The 17714-nt window shown below is 51.0% G+C and carries 15 protein-coding genes and 1 pseudogene; 1 reads left to right on the top strand and 15 read right to left on the bottom strand.

Going from position 1 to position 17714, the window contains the following annotated elements:
• Positions 1-147: 147 nt before the first annotated feature.
• The 15 genes and pseudogenes from MKY96_RS04780 to MKY96_RS04710 all read right to left on the bottom strand — a co-directional run bounded on the left by MKY96_RS04780 (position 148) and on the right by MKY96_RS04710 (position 17120).
• Complete coding sequence (locus tag MKY96_RS04780; RefSeq protein WP_036724385.1) at positions 148-2076, bottom strand: stage V sporulation protein D; 1929 nt, start codon at positions 2074-2076, stop codon at positions 148-150.
• 90 nt (positions 2077-2166) lie between these two features.
• Positions 2167-4398, bottom strand: a complete 2232-nt coding sequence (locus MKY96_RS04775; RefSeq protein ID WP_340938895.1) for a penicillin-binding transpeptidase domain-containing protein — start codon at positions 4396-4398, stop codon at positions 2167-2169.
• 46 nt (positions 4399-4444) lie between these two features.
• The gene (locus tag MKY96_RS04770) at positions 4445-4840 is read right to left on the bottom strand and encodes a hypothetical protein (RefSeq protein ID WP_340938894.1); all 396 of its coding nucleotides are present in this window, start codon (positions 4838-4840) and stop codon (positions 4445-4447) included.
• Positions 4841-4863: 23 nt separating this feature from the next.
• On the bottom strand, positions 4864-5817 hold the full coding sequence (gene rsmH, locus MKY96_RS04765) for a 16S rRNA (cytosine(1402)-N(4))-methyltransferase RsmH (protein ID WP_340752294.1): 954 nt from the start codon (positions 5815-5817) through the stop codon (positions 4864-4866).
• 39 nt (positions 5818-5856) lie between these two features.
• The gene (gene mraZ / locus MKY96_RS04760) at positions 5857-6294 is read right to left on the bottom strand and encodes a division/cell wall cluster transcriptional repressor MraZ (protein ID WP_036724286.1); all 438 of its coding nucleotides are present in this window, start codon (positions 6292-6294) and stop codon (positions 5857-5859) included.
• A 209-nt stretch (positions 6295-6503) separates the two neighbouring features.
• On the bottom strand, positions 6504-7775 hold the full coding sequence (locus tag MKY96_RS04755; protein WP_340938893.1) for an adenosylhomocysteinase: 1272 nt from the start codon (positions 7773-7775) through the stop codon (positions 6504-6506).
• A gap of 25 nt (positions 7776-7800) precedes the next feature.
• Complete coding sequence (gene bshC / locus MKY96_RS04750; RefSeq protein ID WP_340938892.1) at positions 7801-9432, bottom strand: bacillithiol biosynthesis cysteine-adding enzyme BshC; 1632 nt, start codon at positions 9430-9432, stop codon at positions 7801-7803.
• A 194-nt stretch (positions 9433-9626) separates the two neighbouring features.
• The gene (locus MKY96_RS04745; protein ID WP_036724386.1) at positions 9627-10547 is read right to left on the bottom strand and encodes an ABC transporter ATP-binding protein; all 921 of its coding nucleotides are present in this window, start codon (positions 10545-10547) and stop codon (positions 9627-9629) included.
• Positions 10548-10771: 224 nt separating this feature from the next.
• Positions 10772-10959: pseudogene (locus tag MKY96_RS04740) on the bottom strand (peptide ABC transporter ATP-binding protein); the annotation flags it as partial.
• Between the two features lie 25 nt (positions 10960-10984).
• On the bottom strand, positions 10985-11932 hold the full coding sequence (locus MKY96_RS04735; RefSeq protein ID WP_340938891.1) for an ABC transporter permease: 948 nt from the start codon (positions 11930-11932) through the stop codon (positions 10985-10987).
• A 3-nt stretch (positions 11933-11935) separates the two neighbouring features.
• Positions 11936-12868: an ABC transporter permease gene (locus tag MKY96_RS04730; RefSeq protein ID WP_340938890.1), complete on the bottom strand. Its 933-nt coding sequence runs from the start codon at positions 12866-12868 to the stop codon at positions 11936-11938.
• Between the two features lie 224 nt (positions 12869-13092).
• Positions 13093-14811, bottom strand: coding sequence for a peptide ABC transporter substrate-binding protein (locus tag MKY96_RS04725; protein ID WP_340938889.1), 1719 nt, complete (start codon positions 14809-14811; stop codon positions 13093-13095).
• A gap of 150 nt (positions 14812-14961) precedes the next feature.
• A complete protein-coding gene (locus MKY96_RS04720; protein WP_305954367.1) occupies positions 14962-15321 on the bottom strand; it encodes a DUF3397 domain-containing protein in 360 nt (119 codons plus the stop codon).
• Positions 15322-15354: 33 nt separating this feature from the next.
• Positions 15355-16335: a ketopantoate reductase family protein gene (locus tag MKY96_RS04715; RefSeq protein WP_340938888.1), complete on the bottom strand. Its 981-nt coding sequence runs from the start codon at positions 16333-16335 to the stop codon at positions 15355-15357.
• Positions 16336-16472: 137 nt separating this feature from the next.
• Positions 16473-17120, bottom strand: a complete 648-nt coding sequence (locus tag MKY96_RS04710) for an RsfA family transcriptional regulator (RefSeq protein ID WP_340938887.1) — start codon at positions 17118-17120, stop codon at positions 16473-16475.
• A gap of 346 nt (positions 17121-17466) precedes the next feature.
• Here MKY96_RS04710 and MKY96_RS04705 point away from each other — a divergent pair, with 346 nt between their 5' ends.
• Positions 17467-17703, top strand: coding sequence for a DUF2626 family protein (locus MKY96_RS04705; RefSeq protein ID WP_036724295.1), 237 nt, complete (start codon positions 17467-17469; stop codon positions 17701-17703).
• Positions 17704-17714 lie beyond the last annotated feature (11 nt).

Genomic DNA, 17714 nt, shown 5'->3' with positions numbered 1-17714 from the left:
TTCTTTTAATCAAACCGCTATTCGCGGTAGAAATCCGGTGACAAAGGCGGACGCTACCGCTCCTACAGCTCCAAAATTCCCTTCCGTCACTTTTCCCTGTCTGTATATTTTCAAGTTCAATTTATATAAATCTTTAAATGATACGACTTAAGGTTCACTTGGCGTTCCCATGTAAATCCGGATCGTGGAGCCTTGCTGCACTCTTGCCCCGGCCTTCGGAGCCTGATTGATCACGGTATTGCCAGTGCCGGAACGGACCAGCATGAAATTCATATTCAGATCCTCATAGATATCCTGAACGGTAGCTCCCGTAAGATCAGGAACCGTCACGATCGGGGTCTCGCCGTATTTATAGGTTCTCGGCAGCTGATCCTTACGCTCTGGAACCTTCAGATACAGAAGAGAATCCTCAAGAATATTCTGGACAATCGGAGCGGCTACTACACCCCCGAACTGAATTCCCTTCGGGTTATCGACTGCCGTATAGACCACGATCTGCGGATCATCCGCCGGGGCGAAGCCGATAAAGGAAACGATGTGCTCCGTAGGAGAATACCGGCCGTTGATTACTTTCTGTGCTGTCCCTGTTTTGCCGCCCACACGGTAGCCGTCAATAAATGCCGGCCGGCCTGTGCCTTTGGCAACCACGCTCTCAAGGGCAGCCCGCACTTTCTTCGAGGTCTCCTCCGAGATCACCTGCCGCACTTCCTCCGGCTCAGTCTCGGAGACAACGTTCCCGGTATCCGGGTTAATCCAGGCCTTGGCCACATGCGGAGTATACAGCTTGCCGCCGTTGATGGCTGCCGATACCGCAGCAATCTGCTGGATGGGCGTGACGGATACCCCCTGGCCGAATGCAGTAGTCGCCAGCTCCACCGGGCCCACCTGGGCCGGCTTGAACAGAATCCCGTTCGCTTCCCCGTTCAGATCGATGCCCGTCTTACTCCCGAAGCCGAAATCCCGGATGTACTTGAACAGCGTATCCTTACCCAGACGCTGTCCCAAGGCTACAAATCCCGGGTTGCAAGAGTTCTCGACCACTTCAAGGAAGGTCTGACTTCCATGCCCGCCCTTCTTCCAGCAGCGCAGCTTGGCTCCGCCGACCTCAATGTAGCCCGGATCAAAAAAATGCTCATGCTGCAGATCCACCTTCCCCTCCTGCAAGGCCGCAGCCAGCGTGATGATCTTGAAGGTGGAACCCGGCTCATACGTCATCCAGATCGGAAGATTCCGGTTATATACCTCGGCATCGTATTCCTGGTAAGCCCCCGGCTCATACCCCGGCCGGCTGGCCATCGCCAGAATCTCGCCATTGCGGGGGTCCATGGCAATAGACCAGGCCCCCTGCGCCTGATATTTCACCATGGCCTGATCCAGCTCGCGTTCCATAATAGATTGAATCTGCTTGTCGATGGTCAGCTGCAGGCTAAGTCCATCCTGCGGCTCGGTGTACTTCTCGGAGGACCCGGGCATCAGCCGGCCTCCCGCATCGGAGAGATAGGAGATATTGCCCGCGCTCCCCTGAAGCAGCTTATCATAGATACTCTCAATACCGGTAATCCCCTGATTGTCAATTCCGGTGAAGCCCAGAATATGTGCGGCCAGATCCCCGAAGGGATAATACCGTTTGTTATCCTCAGCGACAACGATGCCCGGCAGCTGCAAATTACGGATGCTCGCGGCAAGCTCCATCGTAATTTTGCGGCCGCCGGGCTGCAGTTTCACTGAGGCTTTCTTTTGGGTCAGCAGCTGAACAAGCTTCTCCTCGGTCATGCCGAGCAGCGGAGCCAGCTGCTTCGCGGTCTGTTCCTTCTCCTTCACCTGTACAGGAATGGCATAAATCGTCGGTGAGCTGATGTTATAAGCCAGCGCCACACCCTCCCTGTCCAGAATCTCGCCGCGCTTGGCGGTGAAGGGGATATTCCGCCGCCATAAATCCTCGGCCCTCTCGCTCAGCTTCTCGCCTTGGGTTAACTGTACATAGGCAAGACGCACAGCCAGCGCGCCGAACAACACGGCCAGTCCCAGCAGCGTCCACAGCATTCTCCGCCGGCTAACGACTTTCGATACCTTCATTGAGTTCTCCCCGCTTTCACTCATAGACATGATCTCTTACCTTCATGACTATTCGGGACAAACAGGGGTTAGAACAAGCCTATTAGGGTGTTACTCTGCAGCTTCTTCCTTATCGGCATCACCGGCTAAGGCAACAGGTATATTCTCGCCGTATTCATTGAGAGGGCTAAGCGTAAGTGATACCTGCGTCTTCCCTTTACTCTTGGCCTGGCTCTGCTCTGTGACATAGCCTTCTCCCTCAATGGAGATCCCGACCTTCAGCAGGTTCAGAATCTCCAGCGCATCGCGCAGAGACTGCCCGCGCAGATCAGGAAGCGTCACGTTCTCTCCCTGCTCACTTAACAGATAGATGCGCTGTCCGGCGGTCAGTGCGGTGCCCTTCTCAGGGTACTGGCTGACCACATTTGCCCCTTGGCCTACAGCTTCAAAATCAAAGCCCTGATTAATGAGCAGTTGTCTCGCCGCCTTCACCGTCTTGCCGGTCAGATCCGGCGCTTTGCGCTGGACAATAGCCTCGGCCTTCACCGTCTTCTTGTCAGCAGGGCCTGTGACATCCCCCGCTTTGGGTACGCCCATATAAGGAAGCGCCTGGGAGACGATATCTTTGAAGACCGGACCCGCCGCCGCACCGCCGCCGGCCGCATCGGCAGGTTCGTCAATAATGACGAAGACTGCGATCTTAGGGTCATTGGCTGGTGCATAACCGAGGAAGGAGGAGCGGACCTTATCGCGGTCATACCCGCCCTTACCATCCGGCTTGATCGCCGTACCTGTCTTACCTGCTACCCGATATCCCTCAATGTAGGCATGCCGGCCGGTTCCGTGCTGCTGATCGGCCACTACCTGCTCCAGATAGCTGCTTGTCTCACGGGCACTTGCCTCGGATAGTACCTGACGTACAACCTCTGTCTGCGTGACCGTAGTCTTGCCGGTGTTCGGATCGGTAACCTCCTTCACCACATGCGGCACGAGCAGCTTGCCGCCGTTCGCAATCGCCGCGACGGCTGCAAGCTGTTGAATCGGAGTCACCAGCAGCTTACCGTGTCCATAGGCAAGCGTTGCATTCTCTACCGCCCTGTTCGGATCAGGGTTGACAATACCCGTAACCTCTCCCGGGAGGTCAATGCCTGTCTTTTCAGTGAACCCGAAATCCGTAATATACTGCAGCAGCTTCTCTTTGCCCAGCATCTCATAACCGAGCTTGACGAACGCAACGTTACTCGACCGCTTAACTCCTTCGAGGAAACTAATGGTTCCGTAACCGGCTCTGTTCATATCATAGATAGGCTTGCTGTATCCCTTAATCCGGACGGAACCGGACTGGAAGGTGGCATTCGGATTGAACAGCTTCTCCTGCACGGCACCCGCCAGCGGTACAATCTTGAACGTTGAACCCGGTTCAAATCTCGTCATAATAGCATGGTTATAGAAGCCGGCTGCATCCTGATTCTGATCATAATATTCATTTGGGTTAAAGGTAGGCATATTTGCCAGACCCAGAATCTCCATCGTCTTCGGGTCGGCAGCAATAACACTGATCGACTTCGGCTTATACTCCGCATACGCCTTTTTCATAGCCTCTTCAATATAGAACTGAATCGTGCTGTCAATCGTCAGCTTGTAGTTGCTTCCATTGACCACAGGCTGGAACGTATCCTTCGAATCGGGCAGCTTGATGCCCTTGCCGTCACTCTGGTAATTCAGCTTGCCGTCCGTACCGGAGAGCTGTTTGTTCAGGAGCTTTTCCAGTCCCATCATCGCTTTGCCGTCCCTGTCGGTATATCCCAGAATATGTGCAGCGAGCGACCCCTTCGGATAATAGCGCTTCTGCTCCCTGACGAGTCCGACTCCGGTCTCCAGCGTATCATGCTCCTTCTTGAGCTTCTCAACGAAAGCCGTCACTTTATCTTTCATTTCCTCATCGATTTTCCAGCCCTCATTACGGATCTCGCGGTTCTTCAGATATTTCCCGTCTTTATCCTTGGCCTCCACCAGCTTCTTCAACTCATCCACCGGCTTGTTCAGCAGCTCATGCAGGCCCTGAATCACCTCTTCACCGATCTTTTTCTCGGCAATGACCTCAGGGTTAACCACCACCGTGTAGGCCGGCACATCGCTTGCCAGAACACTGCCGTTACGGTCTTCGATCACCCCGCGGACAGCCTTGATGGTTGAAGTGTGGGCCCACTGCTTAGCTGCAGTCTCCTGCCACTCCTTGCCTTGCAGAACCTGAATCCAGAATACTCTGGCGACTAAAACAAGAAAAAAGAGGGTAATACACCCTCCTATAAACAGCGTGCGAAGTTTGATTCTCTTAACCATAAGGTACCTCACAACCTCTATTATTGCGATTGCCGTTCATCGCTGATTATTTACCGGCTTTGTCAGTAGCCTGGCTGTTAAGCGGAACATAGATAGTAGAGTCCTCAGAAGGGACCACAAAGCCCATTTCCTTCGCCCGCGGGACAATCGTCTGCTCCAGCGTCTGCTTCTCCATCTGATACGTGGCAATTTGCTTTTTGTTCTTGGCGATTTCGCTGTCCAGCTTCTGGGCCTGCATATTCAAATCGTAAATATGGACGTAACGCCAGATCAGGGCGGCTGCTACCAGAATAAAGGCTCCCAGTGTCAGCAGGTACATAAGCTTCTCCTGCAGCGGAAGCACTCTCCGCGTGGTAACAACTTTCTTTTTCTCACGGTAGAGCGGGTTGGTCTCTTGTTTTCTCTTGGGTTGAACTGCTAAATTACCGCGGGTATAAGCCATCTCTGATTCTCCTTTATCGTCATCTACAATTTCTCTGCGATACGCAGCTTGGCTGAACGGGCACGCGAGTTAAGCTCCAGCTCTTCTTCCCCCGGCACAATCGGCTTGCGGTTGATCAGCTTCAGGGTGCCTTCGGCACCGCACACGCAGTACGGAAGGTCAGGCGGACAAGTGCAACGGCTCAGATAGCTGCTGAAAATCTGCTTGCAGATCCGGTCCTCCAGCGAGTGAAAGGTAATAACAGACACCCTTCCCTCAGGCGCCAGACAGCGTACAGCGGCATGCAGCCCTTCCTCAAAAGCTCCCAGCTCATCATTGACGGCAATCCGCAGCCCCTGAAAGCTCCGCTTGGCCGGATGTCCTCCGGTCCTTCTTGCCGCCGCAGGAATGCCTTCCTTAATCAGCTCGGCCAGCTCTCCGGTGCTCTCCACCGGGCGTTCTTCCCTGCGCTCCACAATCTTCCGGGCAATCCGCCGGGAGAATTTCTCTTCTCCATACTGGAAAAGCACCCTGGCGATTTCCTGCTCACTCCAGGTGTTGACGATATCCGCCGCGCTCAGCTGCGCCGACTGGTCCATCCGCATATCCAGCGGAGCGTCATGGTTGTAGCTGAAGCCCCGTTCCCCTTCATCAAACTGCGGAGAAGATACCCCCAGATCAAAGAGAATCCCGTCTACTTGGGGAACTCCATCCTTTTGCGGAACAAATGGCAATCCCTTCAGCACCTGCTCCAGATCGCGGAAGTTGGTCTTGACGGTCACCACCTTGTCGCCGTATCCGGATAATCTCTCCTTCGCGTTGTTCAGTGCCCAGTCATCCTGATCCAGACAGATCAGCCGTCCCCCGCCGCTAAGCTTGGATGCGATAAGGGCACTGTGCCCGGCTCCCCCGAGCGTACAATCTACATATAGGCCATCCTTCTTGATGTGCAGCCCTTCTGTCGCTTCTTCTTTTAGTACCGTGATGTGGTGAAACAAGCTGCATCCCTCCAAGGCAGTAATTCGAAATGTTATGTTTTATAGATCAAAATTGAAATCCACCAATTTCTCGGCGATTTCGTTGAACGATTCCTCTGACTGTTCGAAGTACTGCTCCCATAGCTCCTTGTTCCAGATCTCCACCCGGTTCGAAACGCCCAGAATAACACAGTCCTTGTCCAGCTTGGCATATTGCCGCAAGTTTCCCGGCAGATTCACCCTGCCTTGCTTGTCCCATACACACTCCGTCGCTCCCGAGAAAAAAAAGCGGCTGAAGGCACGGGCATCCGATTTCATCAGTGAAAGGCTTTTAAGCTTTTGCTCCATGATTCCCCATTCTTCCATGGGATAAACAAACAGGCAGGAGTCCAGGCCGCGGGTCGCCACGAAGGAGGTTCCAAGCATGTCACGGAATTTGGCCGGGATAATGATCCGTCCTTTATCGTCAATGGTATGCTGGTATTCCCCCATAAACATGATCTATTCCCACCTCTACATCCCGATTCCCCACTTTGCCCCACTTTTCACCACCTAAGCATAATAGATTCGCCATTAAAAATCAAAAACCTTTTTCCGGAGCAAGGTAATTTTTTCTTATTTGTCAAGAGGCTATTCCTGCATCCCCTGCGGACACGCAAAAGCCCGGGCCAATGTGATTGGCTCCGGGCTCGTGCAGATCCATATCCTTAGTCGTTCAGATTCCAGCTGTCCAGATACTCGACTTGCGCCTGTGTCAGGCTGTCGATGGATATCCCCAGACTTTCCAGCTTGTAACGCGCTACCTGCTCATCCAGCTCATAGGGAACATTCTCCACTTTGACACCAATGCTCTTATAATTGTCATTTACATATTTAAGGGACAATGCCTGGAGTGCGAAGGTGGTATCCATAATCTCTGCCGGATGGCCATCGGCTGCGCCAAGGTTCACCAGACGTCCTTCGGCCAGGAGGTACAGCTTGCGTCCATCCTTCAGCTGATACTCTTCGATATTCTTGCGCACCGTCCGCTGCGACACTGAGCGCTCAGCCAGCTCCGGCTTGTTGACCTCCACATCGAAATGTCCGGCATTGCAGAGAATCGCGCCATCCTTCATCACATCATAATGCTCACCACGGATCACATAACGGTTACCTGTGACTGTAACGAAGAAATCACCGTGCTTCGCAGCTTCGAGCATCGGCATGACATGGAAGCCGTCCATATGCGCCTCTACCGCCTTAATTGCATCCACTTCCGTAACAATTACGTTCGCCCCAAGTCCCTTGGCCCGCATCGCTACCCCTTTGCCGCACCAGCCATATCCCACCACAACCACGGTCTTGCCGGCCACAATCAGGTTGGTGGTGCGGACGATGCCGTCCCATGCCGATTGTCCTGTACCATATCGGTTATCGAACAAATATTTACAATAGGCGTCATTTACAGCCACCATCGGGAACTTCAGCATTCCTTGCTTCTGCAGTGCCTTAAGGCGGATGATACCGGTAGTTGTCTCCTCAGCACCACCGCGGATATTCTCCATCAGGTCGGGTCGTTCAGAGTGCAGCAGGGTGGCGAAATCACCGCCGTCATCAATAATCAGGTCAGGCTTGCTCTCCAGCGCCTTGATGTTCAGTGCTTTGAACTCCTCCGGGGAGGGGTTGTACTTGGCGAACACCGTAATGCCGTCCTCAACAAGCGCAGCGCACACATCGTCCTGGGTAGATAACGGGTTGGACCCTGTAATCGTTACCTCAGCGCCGCCAGCCTGCACTACCTTGGCCAGATAAGCAGTCTTGGCTTCCAGGTGAAGGGTGATCGATACCTTGAGCCCCTTGAACGGCTGCTCGGCTTCGAACTGCTCACGGATACGGTTCAGTACCGGCATATGCTGGCGAACCCAGTCGATTTTGAGATGCCCCTCGGGTGCAAGCGACATATCGGCAACAATACTGTTTTGCTTGGATAATGAACTCATGGTAGGACCCCCTAGAATAATTTGCTTACATATAAATAATACGGTGTGTTCCGCTGTAGTCAGCAGGCACAGCCATCAATTCCTCCAGCCATTCCAGCCCGTACCGGTTCAGATAATACATCATATTGTAGACCCGCTCCTGAAGCTTGCCCAGCGGCATTAGCGATAGCTCAATCCGTTCCCACTGGCGCAGCGCCGCCTCATTCTGCTTCTCCATCGCATCCAGAGCTTTGCCCTGCAGGAAGGAGATCTGGTCAATAATCTTATCCTTATTATTGCTGCCCAGCTTCAGCAGGCCCGCCTGAATACTGCCAAGCTGTTCGATCAGCGGCTCATACATCCCGGAGAATGCTGATTTGATCTCTTCGAATTTGTCTTCGAGCTTCAGCTCATCCTGAGCGTTCAGCCACGCCTTGCGTTTATCATCCAGACCGGTCTGCACATCCGTGAAGGATAAGCCGTATTTATCCATATGCTTGCGAAGCGTTCCCTCAATCACTGTAAAAGACATGCGCGGAATAATCAGCGGCATCTGTCCATCCAGCACCCTGAAGGCTTGATGCGGAATGGCCCAGTAAGCCATTTCCCCTTGTCCAAGCACCGTAGCAAGTACAGGAAGTACATAGTCCTGCATCAGCGGACGGGTTAGCACATTGTTGCTGAACCGTTCGGGATGGCTCTCCAGCAGCTCCAGCAGCTCGGAACGAGAGAATGAGACAGTCGCCTTCCGGTCTGCGAACCGCCCCTCCACCTTATGGAGCAGAAGCCTTGCACCTTCATGAATATAGAAAAGATTCGCATTACCGGGCGTCACATCAGCCTGCAGCTCATATCCGCTCGCCTTAATCCGTTCAGCCGCTGCAAGATAGGCCGTCTCCAGTTCGTCATTCCGTTCGATCATGGAAGCGAACATGGGCGCTTCCAGCCTGCGCAGCGCAGGATCGGCCGAATCCAGCAGAATCAGTCCGAATTTGCCGAACAAAGACCCCATTAGCTTCGCAAACGCCTCCGTCATATTCCCGGCGCCCGTAGATGCAGCCGTAACCAGCTCCATCAGCTGCGGTTTGAATTCACTGTCCTGCAATAAGCCGTCCAGCTGCGTAACCGCCTGAAGCCAGCTCTCGGCATCTACCTGGATCTCGCTGACCGAGGACCGGGGTCCTTCGCCTTTATCCAGCTTAATGCGGGTAATTTCGCCTGTCCGGTTCAGCACATAGGTATGATTGACTTCATCCCAGTCATGATCCTCACCCGCAATCCAGAACAGCGGAACGACCGGCCGGCCAAGCTGGGCCGCTGCCTCGCGGGCCGCCTGAATCGTAGTAATGGCTTTATAGACCACAAAGAGCGGGCCGGTGAACAAGCCGCTCTGCTGGCCGCCTGTCACCACTAGGGTATCCGGCTGTTCCAGCAATTCTATCGAGCGGAGGACGGCTTCATGGGTATTGTATTTCCCGTTGTAGCTGCGCAGGTACGATACAACCTCTGCGCGGTCTGCCCGCAAGCTTCCTGTACAATCAAGCCACGCTGCGCGGTCTTCCCGGCTCTCCTGGCTGCGGAAGTCCCCGCCATACAAATGTCCTACTGTTTCGTATTGATGTATATAGTCACTGGCGAGCGCAGATCCGCCCGGCAGTGGTTCCGGTACAACATTCATTGATAATGGCCTCCTTGTTCTGCAATAACCCGCTGCTATATGTAATTCATAAATCGGTAAACCCTTTATGATTGTATCCAAAGTTGAGTGTGGCGTCAAAGTAATATACGCCATCCTTTTGAAGGATATCCGTAAATTGAAAGAATAGGCGAGAGCTGAATGCTCCCGCCTACGTTCCGCCTGCCATTTTAAGTTTAGGCAAATTGCTTGGCTACGAAATGTCCCTTGGACACCTCAACCAGCTCATAATCGCTGTCATTTGTTTTCTCGCCGGCTGCATAAATCGGGCTGCCCAGCTCATCATGCAGATGAATGCGTTTTTTGTTGGCTTCAACCTCTGGGTCCGGAACCGGAATCGCCGAGAGCAGGGATTTGGTATACGGATGGATCGGATTAGCGTACAACTCTTCGCTTTCCGCCAGCTCTACCATTTTGCCCAGGTACATAACGGCCACACGGTCACTGATATGCTTAACCATGGACAAGTCATGCGCGATGAAGAGATAAGTCAGTCCAAGACGATCCTGCAGCTCCTTGAGCAGGTTAACGACCTGCGCCTGGATGGATACGTCGAGTGCCGAGATCGGCTCGTCACAGACGATGAACTTAGGGTTCACGGCAAGCGAGCGGGCAATCCCGATACGCTGGCGTTGTCCGCCGGAGAACTCATGCGGATAACGGGTGGCATGGTCATGGTTAAGTCCAACCATATCCAGCAGCTCTTCAATCCGCTTCTTGCGTTCCTGCCGGCTACCGGCCAGATTGTGAATATCCAGTGCTTCACCGATAATATCAGACACGGTGAACCGCGGGTTAAGCGAGGCATACGGGTCCTGGAAAATCATTTGCATATCCCGCCGCATCGCCTTCATCTTGCCGCCGGACAATTTGTAGATATCTGTACCATTGTATTTCACGCTTCCCGCAGTCGGTTCATACAAGCGGAGAACGGTACGGCCGGCAGTTGTCTTGCCGCAGCCCGACTCCCCTACCATACCCAGGGTTTCGCCTTCGCGGATCGAGAAGCTAATATTATCAACTGCCTTAAGAACTCTTCCTTTGCCCACATTGAAATATTTCTTAAGACCTTCTACTTCAATCAGATTCTTGCTCAGATTCTTACTCAAACGAACTGCACCTCCTTGGCCATCGAATGCAGATTTCAGCAGTGCGCTATAAGCGTATCACTGAACTCTGTGAGGTCTTATGCTGCAGTGCCGCACAAGACCATTGGTGTATTAAGATAACCCTCTCATCTGTCCCGGCAACTGCGCCGGGGTTCACCGTATTAGGATGATGGAGATCCCAAGCGAATTGCTGCACTTCGCCGGAGAATTCGATATTGGTTAAAGCGAGCCTCCGCTTTCATAATGCCTACTAGCTTCAGCATTTCAACAGCTTAATGATTCGCTTCGGCCGCTAGCATATTCTGATGTTAATCAAAACTTCGGTTATCTGATTGCCCACTTGGATCATTGGGTTCAAAGAAGTCATCGGGTCTTGAAATATCATGCCAATATCTTTGCCGCATGGGTTCCACCATAGTGTATTTCTATTTCTTCAGCTTAGGGTCAAGCGCATCACGCAGACCGTCACCAAAAATATTAAAGGAAAGCATCGTTAAACTGATAAGAATCGCAGGGAACAGGAAACGCCACGGATAGTAAAGCCAGCCGGTCAGCGAGTCATTGATCATCGATCCGAGTGAAGCTACCGGAGCCTGTACACCAAGACCAAGGAAACTCAGGAACGCTTCGGCAAAGATGGCATTCGGCACGGACAGCGTAATCGTTACAATAATCGGTCCAACCGCATTCGGCAAAAGATGCTTGAATAGCAGCCGCTTGGACCCTGCACCCATCGAACGCGAAGCCAATACGAACTCACGGTTCTTCAGCTGCATAATCTCGCCGCGCACAATCCAGGACATCGTAATCCAGCCTGTTATCGTCAGCGCCAGGATAATGGTACCAAGGCTTGGTTCAAGTACAACCAGCAGCAGGATAACTACCAGCAGGTATGGAATGGAGTACAGAATTTCAGAGATCTTATTCATGATATTGTCTACACGGCCACCGAAATAACCCATGATTCCGCCGTAGATAACCCCGATGAAAAGGTCAATGGCAGCAGCGGCAAGGCCGACAATCAGTGAGATTCGTGCGCCGTACCAGGTACGGACAAAGATATCGCGTCCCAGATCATCTGTACCAAACCAGTGATCGGATGACGGGGGCTTATTCGTGTTGAGCAAATCATTAGAGTAGTAATTGAACTTTGAGAAGAACGGCGCAAAAATTGCAGCCAGTACGATCAGTCCAAGAACCCCCAGAGCTGTCATTGCCATTTTGTTCTGGCGCAGGCGCTCCCAGGAATCCCGCCAGGCGGACAGACTTTCGCGCTGAATGACTTCAGCTTGCCGTTCATCAATTCCAATCTTACGGAAATCTTCCGGTTTCAGGTTCGCATCCTGCGATACCAAGTTTTTGTCAGAAGCCACTCGTTAGCCCTCCTTTCCGCCAGATAGTTTGATACGCGGATCTATAAACACATAAGCAATGTCAGTGATAAACCGCGCTACCATAAGCAGTACACCATAGAAGATGGTAATCCCCATAATAACGGTATAATCACGGACGCCAATCGCTTCGACAAATTGCTTGCCGATCCCGCCGACACCGAAGATCTGCTCAATAACGACCGAACCGGTTACGATGTTAGCCGTCATAGGTCCCATATAGGTTACCACCGGCAGAATTCCGTTACGCAGCACGTGGCGGCTCAAGATGGCTGCCCAGCTTAGGCCTTTGGCCTTAGCCGTCTTAATGTAATCTGCATGCAGGACCTCCAGCATACTGGAGCGCGTCAGCCTCGCTATGAAGGCTATAGGCTGCGCTGATAACGCCGTTACCGGGAGGACATAATACATTGGCCCTTTGAACCCGGAGACAGGGAACATGTGGAACTTGTAAGCAAACACATATTGCAGGAGCGAGGCGACTACAAAGCTCGGAACCGCAATCCCCAGCACCGCCAGCACCATTGCTGCACTATCAATAAACTTACGGTGATAGAGTGCCGCCATCATGCCGAGGAAGACTCCGACAATAACCGACACAAGAATTGCGATAAGCCCCAGCTTCAGAGACGCCGAGAATGTCTGGCCGATCAGGTGTGTTACATCCTGATTCAGACGCTTCATGGATACACCCAGATCACCCTGGGCAATGTCACCCAAATACTTGAAATACTGATGATAGAGCGGCTTGTCCAATCCATATTGCTCGTATAAACGCGCTTTTATTTCTGGTGGAATCTTCTTTTCAGAAGTAAACGGGTCCCCCGGAATAGCTTTCATCAGAAAAAAGGTCGCTGAAATCAGCACAAATAGTGAAACAAGCATATAGAAAAACTTATTGGCAATATAACGAACCATCCCCATCAACACCTCCTTTGACTTTTTTGAGACACATAATTAGATTTTATGAAAAAAATGGCCTTTTGTCTAATTTCTTATTTTGTAAGTTCGTGAAATCTTTAACAAAAAGCCCGAAATGCAAAAAAAAGGGATATATATGGAATTCCACATATATATCCCGAAGTGTAAAGCTCCCTTCAGACTATCACTATTCAGTTCATAAACTGAAGGTTCTGCATTTCTTAGTGCTCAAGCAGGTAAGCACGAGTGAAGTCAATGGCACCGCTGAAGTCAAGAGTTACACCTTTGAGGTACTCTTTAGTCAGGGAGTTGTTGGTGTAGTAGTAGAACGGAATCAGGATCATGTCATCCTGAATGATCATTTTCTCAGCCTGAGCAAACAATTCTTGGCGTTTTGCCAGGTCAGAGCTTGTTTTCGCTTCTTGAATCAGCTTGTCATACTCAGGGTTAGCGTAACCTGTATCATTGTTACCGCCGCCTGTTACCCACATATCCAGGAAGGTCATTGGATCATTGTAATCCGCAGTCCAGCCGGCACGTGCGATCTGGTAGTTCAGGTTCTGACGGTTGTCGATGAATACTGCCCACTCCTGGTTCACCGTGTTAACAGTGATACCCAGAGCCTGTTTCCACATATCAGCTACAGCCAAAGCAATTTTCTTGTGGCCTTCACTTGTATTGTAAGACAATTCAACCGGTGGCAGTTCAGTCAGACCTTCTTCAGCCAGACCTTCTTTCAGCAATGCTTTGGCTCCTTCAATATCTTCTTTGAAGTAGTCGTCTTTAACTGCAGTACGGTATTCACCGTCAGCGCCCGCGATACCTGGAGGTACATACCCGAATGCTGGAAGTTGTCCGCCCTGTGCTACGTTGTCAATCAGCGATTGACGGTTAATAGACATTGCAAGAGCTTTACGGATTTTTACATTGTCAAACGGTTTTTCAGTGATGTTGAATTCATAATAGTAGGTACTTGCGATACCTTTTCTCTGGAATTCGTTAGGAAGCTCTTTTTGTACGATTGGCACCTGTTCTTGCGGGATTTCACCGTGAGGTGCGCCAGCGCGGTCAAGCTCGCCGTTCTTGTAGCTCAAGAGTTCAGTTGCTCCACTGTTAACCAGGGAGAAGTCGATTTTAGCCAGCTTGATGTTGGCAGCATCCCAGTACTTATCGTTCTTGCTAACTTGCAGGGATTGGCCGGTAGTCCACTCAGTTAGTGTGAACGCACCGTTAGTGATCATAGTGTCTTTGCTTGTAGCCCATTTAGCATTACCCTCAACGGATTTGTGTACAGGGTAATAAGTATAGAAGGACAGAAGTCCAAGGAAGTAAGGAGTTGGTGCTTTCAGCGTAACTTCAAGAGTTTTCGCATCTACAGCCTTTACGCCCACTTCGTTGAAATCTGCAACTTTCTTAGTGTAGTATTCTTCACCATTCTTCAGGTAGTACAATTGATAAGCGTAAGGTGCAGTAGGATCTGTGTTAGGGTCGAGCACGATTTTCCATGCGCGAACGAAATCAGCAGCTTCTACAGGGTCACCGTTGCTCCACTGTGCATCACGCAGGTGGAACGTATATACCAGTCCGTCAGCGGAAATATCCCACTTTTCAGCAATACCCGGCTCAGCTTGGCCAGTTTCATCATTCATGCGGGTCAGGCCTTCATACATAGTTTTCAGGACGGTGTTGGCTTGGCTGTCCTGAGCTTGTGCAGGGTTAAACGTAGGTGGTTCTGCAGTCAGGTTGACTCTAAGTGTCTGGTCAGCAGCCAGCTTCTCGTCACCTGTTGTTCCTGTGTTCGTGCTGCCCTCTGGTGCAGTCGTCGCCGCTGCATTGGTGCCGCTGTTCGCATTGTTCTTGTTACCGCCGCAGCCAGCAAGCACTGTGCCGATCACGAGAACCATTGCGATCATGAGCAATAGACTTTTACTCTTCTTCATCTAGCAGTTCCCCCTAAATAGAATGTGGTATATGGTTTATGATTATACAACCAGTGGTCAAAAAAATCTAGAGCAATATTTTCTGAAAACGACTTTTTTTTAATTCTTTAAAATTTTGTGACGTTGACGCTTCACCGGAGCAGTGGAACGTTACATCGCTTGTGATATGTATTGAATGAGGCCTACAACCATAAATAATACGTAACCTACGCCCAGGAAAAAGAAAGAAAGCCGCCACACAGCACGAAGTAACCGTTTTCCGTCCACCCCTCCTTTGAGGCGGTTTTGCGCGCCGCCAATCAGTCCGGCGGATATTAATACAATAAGTAGTATAAGAAAGAATCCAAAGGTTGAGTCAAAAATAATATTAAACAGTCCCGAAACTGACAGCAATAAAAATAAGGTAGTTACATCCATCGCCAGCATCATCGTTTTCCTCTTATCATGCCTCAGCCCGATTCCTGCGAAATACACAATCAAAAAAGGAACAATCGGAATAACGCTTAACACGCCGAACGAATTCCGGAGAAATTCCAAACAGCTTCACCCCTCCCTCACAGTCATGCCTTCTACCAGTCCGCAGATCCAGCGGTGCAGCGGAGCCTGAACGCCCTGCCGCAGCCCCATATTCACAATGCTTCCGTTAATCCAGCGGATTTCCGTCTCCCTTGCAGCAAGTACATCAGCCAGCATCGATGATGTATTGCCCGAGGTCGCACGGCATACTTCAAGAATGGCTTCCCAGGCACCCTGCTCTAGGGTGATCCCGCAGGCCTCGAATATCCCGATTGCCTCTGTATACAGTTCCTTCATTAGGAGTACACGTGCAGGGAAGGCCAGCAATTCGCCGTTCTGAACCCGCCAAATGGCGGTTAAAGGATTAATTACAGCATTGATCAAGAGCTTCCGGTAAATGATGGTATCCACTTCTTTCGACAGAGAAGCGTGAAATCCTGCTGAGGCAAGAGCTTCTATGAAACTAATTATCGCCGCAGGCTCAGATGCCTGCCGGTCAGTTTCATGAATATTTATAGGAGAGCTGCTCTTCCCTATACATATTTCCCCTTTGCCGGCATGAATAACCTCTGTTAATGTTTTCCTCTTCGCCGCCTCTGTCGTTACAGCTGCCCAGATGGATGATTGCGGCAGCAGCCCCCCGAGCAGCTCCAGATGTCCGCAGCCGTTCTGAAAGCCTATAATTACAAGCTTCCTGTCTCTTAGCGGCCGGAGAATCGCAGGCAGAGCTTCATGAAGCACCTTCTGCTTAACCGTAATCAAGGTAACCTCCCCCGGCTCTGTCAGCTGACACTGTGTATATTCTTCTACCGGTGCAGCGGAGAAGCTCCCGCCTGGAAGCTGTGTCGCCTCCCTGCCATCTTCATAGCTGACAGTCAGCCCCCGTTCGGATAATGCCCTGCTCTGCTCCTCCCCCCTGCACCATATCCGTACTTCAGCCCCACCGGCGATCAGCCGGCCTGCAAGCAGCAGCCCCAGTGACCCCGCACCTATCACATCTATTCTCACTAACCCTGCCCCCTGCCATGCCAAGCTCCAATAATTTTCCTAATTATATCCTGCCTGTCTCTGCAAAAGCAAAACAAAAAACCCTGCTAATCCGTTGCTGTTACGCATTCGGACGCAGGGCTCGCTGCCTAAATCTTCTATTCAATCCGTTCCAGGTTTCCGTTCGCATCCATTTTGAAGCGGGTCTTCTCTTCATCCTCTTCATTCAGAAAAGCCAGCCTGCGGGCACGGTCCATAATCTGGATCAGTGCCTTGTAATCATCATTGACCACACGGTAATCGCTCTGGGCAAGATTAACCTCTCTGGATAAGCGTTCATTCTCCACTCTCAGCTCTGAAAGCTCTTCTTCCTTCTCCCGCAGATCACGCTCCAGCATCTTAAGCTGTCTTCCGGCCTCCTGGAACGTTCCTTTCCATTGCCGCAAAAAGCGGATGACAGCATCGATGGACAAACTGTTCTCGCTTAATCCTTCGCTGCGGCTGTAATCTTCCTCAATGTCACCGAGAATCAGTCCGGCTACCTGCGCCCCGCGCGAAGCAGGCTGTTTTTTCAGATAGCTCCGTTTCTGGCGCTGGCCTTTGGCAATCCCGATGGCCTCCTCGTAGCTTTTGCGCACGCAGCTGTTCCAGCGGAAACCGCAGGCAGCCGACGTTCTGCCGATTTTTTCACCCACCTCTTCAAAAGCAGCAAGCTGTGTGCTGCCCTCTCGGATATGACGCAGCGTTATTTCTGCCAATATCAGATCATCTTCTGCACTCCAAGCATCCTGTCTAACGGCTGTCATAAAGCCTAACCCTCCTAACAACATCATGAAATAACCATCTTCAGAACCGGCAGCTCCGCCGGGTAGTGAATAGGGATAAAAGCTGCTTACTCCATTTCTATGCCTCTATTAGAGTTCATAGAATCTATTTGATACTAATTTGTATTGCCAATTTGTCTGGACCTCATACTCCCTTTGCTATAAATTCTCCTTTTCGAAACTAAAGGCTTGTGTCAATAATAAAAATCATATATTTTATGAAATTTTGAATTTTTTTCAATGAATTCGTTTACAGTGTTTTGGAGAGCCGTTATAATAAAGCTAAAGCAGCTGTTAGCCGGATTCATACTGGAAGGGGGACCCTCTCTTGGACCGCATGTTTCGCGTATTAGGATTTTTCACACTCACCATCGGACTTATGGCTTTTGCCGGTAATCTCACGGAAATGGCCCTGCTATTCTTTTTGCAAACCGCTTTTTTTGTGATTCTGGGCTATATGAAATTTACAGAAAAGACCTACATTCTGCTCTTTTGGGGGTATATGATCCTGACGTTTACAGGCTTCAGCTATTGGACGATATTTGAGATGGAATTGCCGCTCTAACGCATATATAT

The sequence above is a fragment of the Paenibacillus sp. FSL R7-0302 genome (assembly GCF_038006885.1).
In the GTDB taxonomy this organism is placed as follows: Bacteria; Bacillota; Bacilli; order Paenibacillales; family Paenibacillaceae; genus Paenibacillus_AQ.
Note: the sequence above shows the minus strand (reverse complement) of the source record. Positions and strands in the feature narration are given on the sequence as shown.

What these genes read in the sequence shown, in the direction of transcription:
- bshC (WP_340938892.1), bottom strand. Translation starts at nt 9,432, where the DNA reads ATGAATGTTGTACCGGAACCACTGCCGGGCGGATCTGCGCTCGCCAGT.
- MKY96_RS04755 (WP_340938893.1), bottom strand. Translation starts at nt 7,775, where the DNA reads ATGAGTTCATTATCCAAGCAAAACAGTATTGTTGCCGATATGTCGCTT.
- MKY96_RS04725 (WP_340938889.1), bottom strand. Translation starts at nt 14,811, where the DNA reads ATGAAGAAGAGTAAAAGTCTATTGCTCATGATCGCAATGGTTCTCGTG.
- MKY96_RS04770 (WP_340938894.1), bottom strand. Translation starts at nt 4,840, where the DNA reads ATGGCTTATACCCGCGGTAATTTAGCAGTTCAACCCAAGAGAAAACAA.
- MKY96_RS04730 (WP_340938890.1), bottom strand. Translation starts at nt 12,868, where the DNA reads ATGGTTCGTTATATTGCCAATAAGTTTTTCTATATGCTTGTTTCACTA.
- MKY96_RS04780 (WP_036724385.1), bottom strand. Translation starts at nt 2,076, where the DNA reads ATGAAGGTATCGAAAGTCGTTAGCCGGCGGAGAATGCTGTGGACGCTG.
- MKY96_RS04775 (WP_340938895.1), bottom strand. Translation starts at nt 4,398, where the DNA reads ATGGTTAAGAGAATCAAACTTCGCACGCTGTTTATAGGAGGGTGTATT.
- mraZ (WP_036724286.1), bottom strand. Translation starts at nt 6,294, where the DNA reads ATGTTTATGGGGGAATACCAGCATACCATTGACGATAAAGGACGGATC.
- MKY96_RS04710 (WP_340938887.1), bottom strand. Translation starts at nt 17,120, where the DNA reads ATGACAGCCGTTAGACAGGATGCTTGGAGTGCAGAAGATGATCTGATA.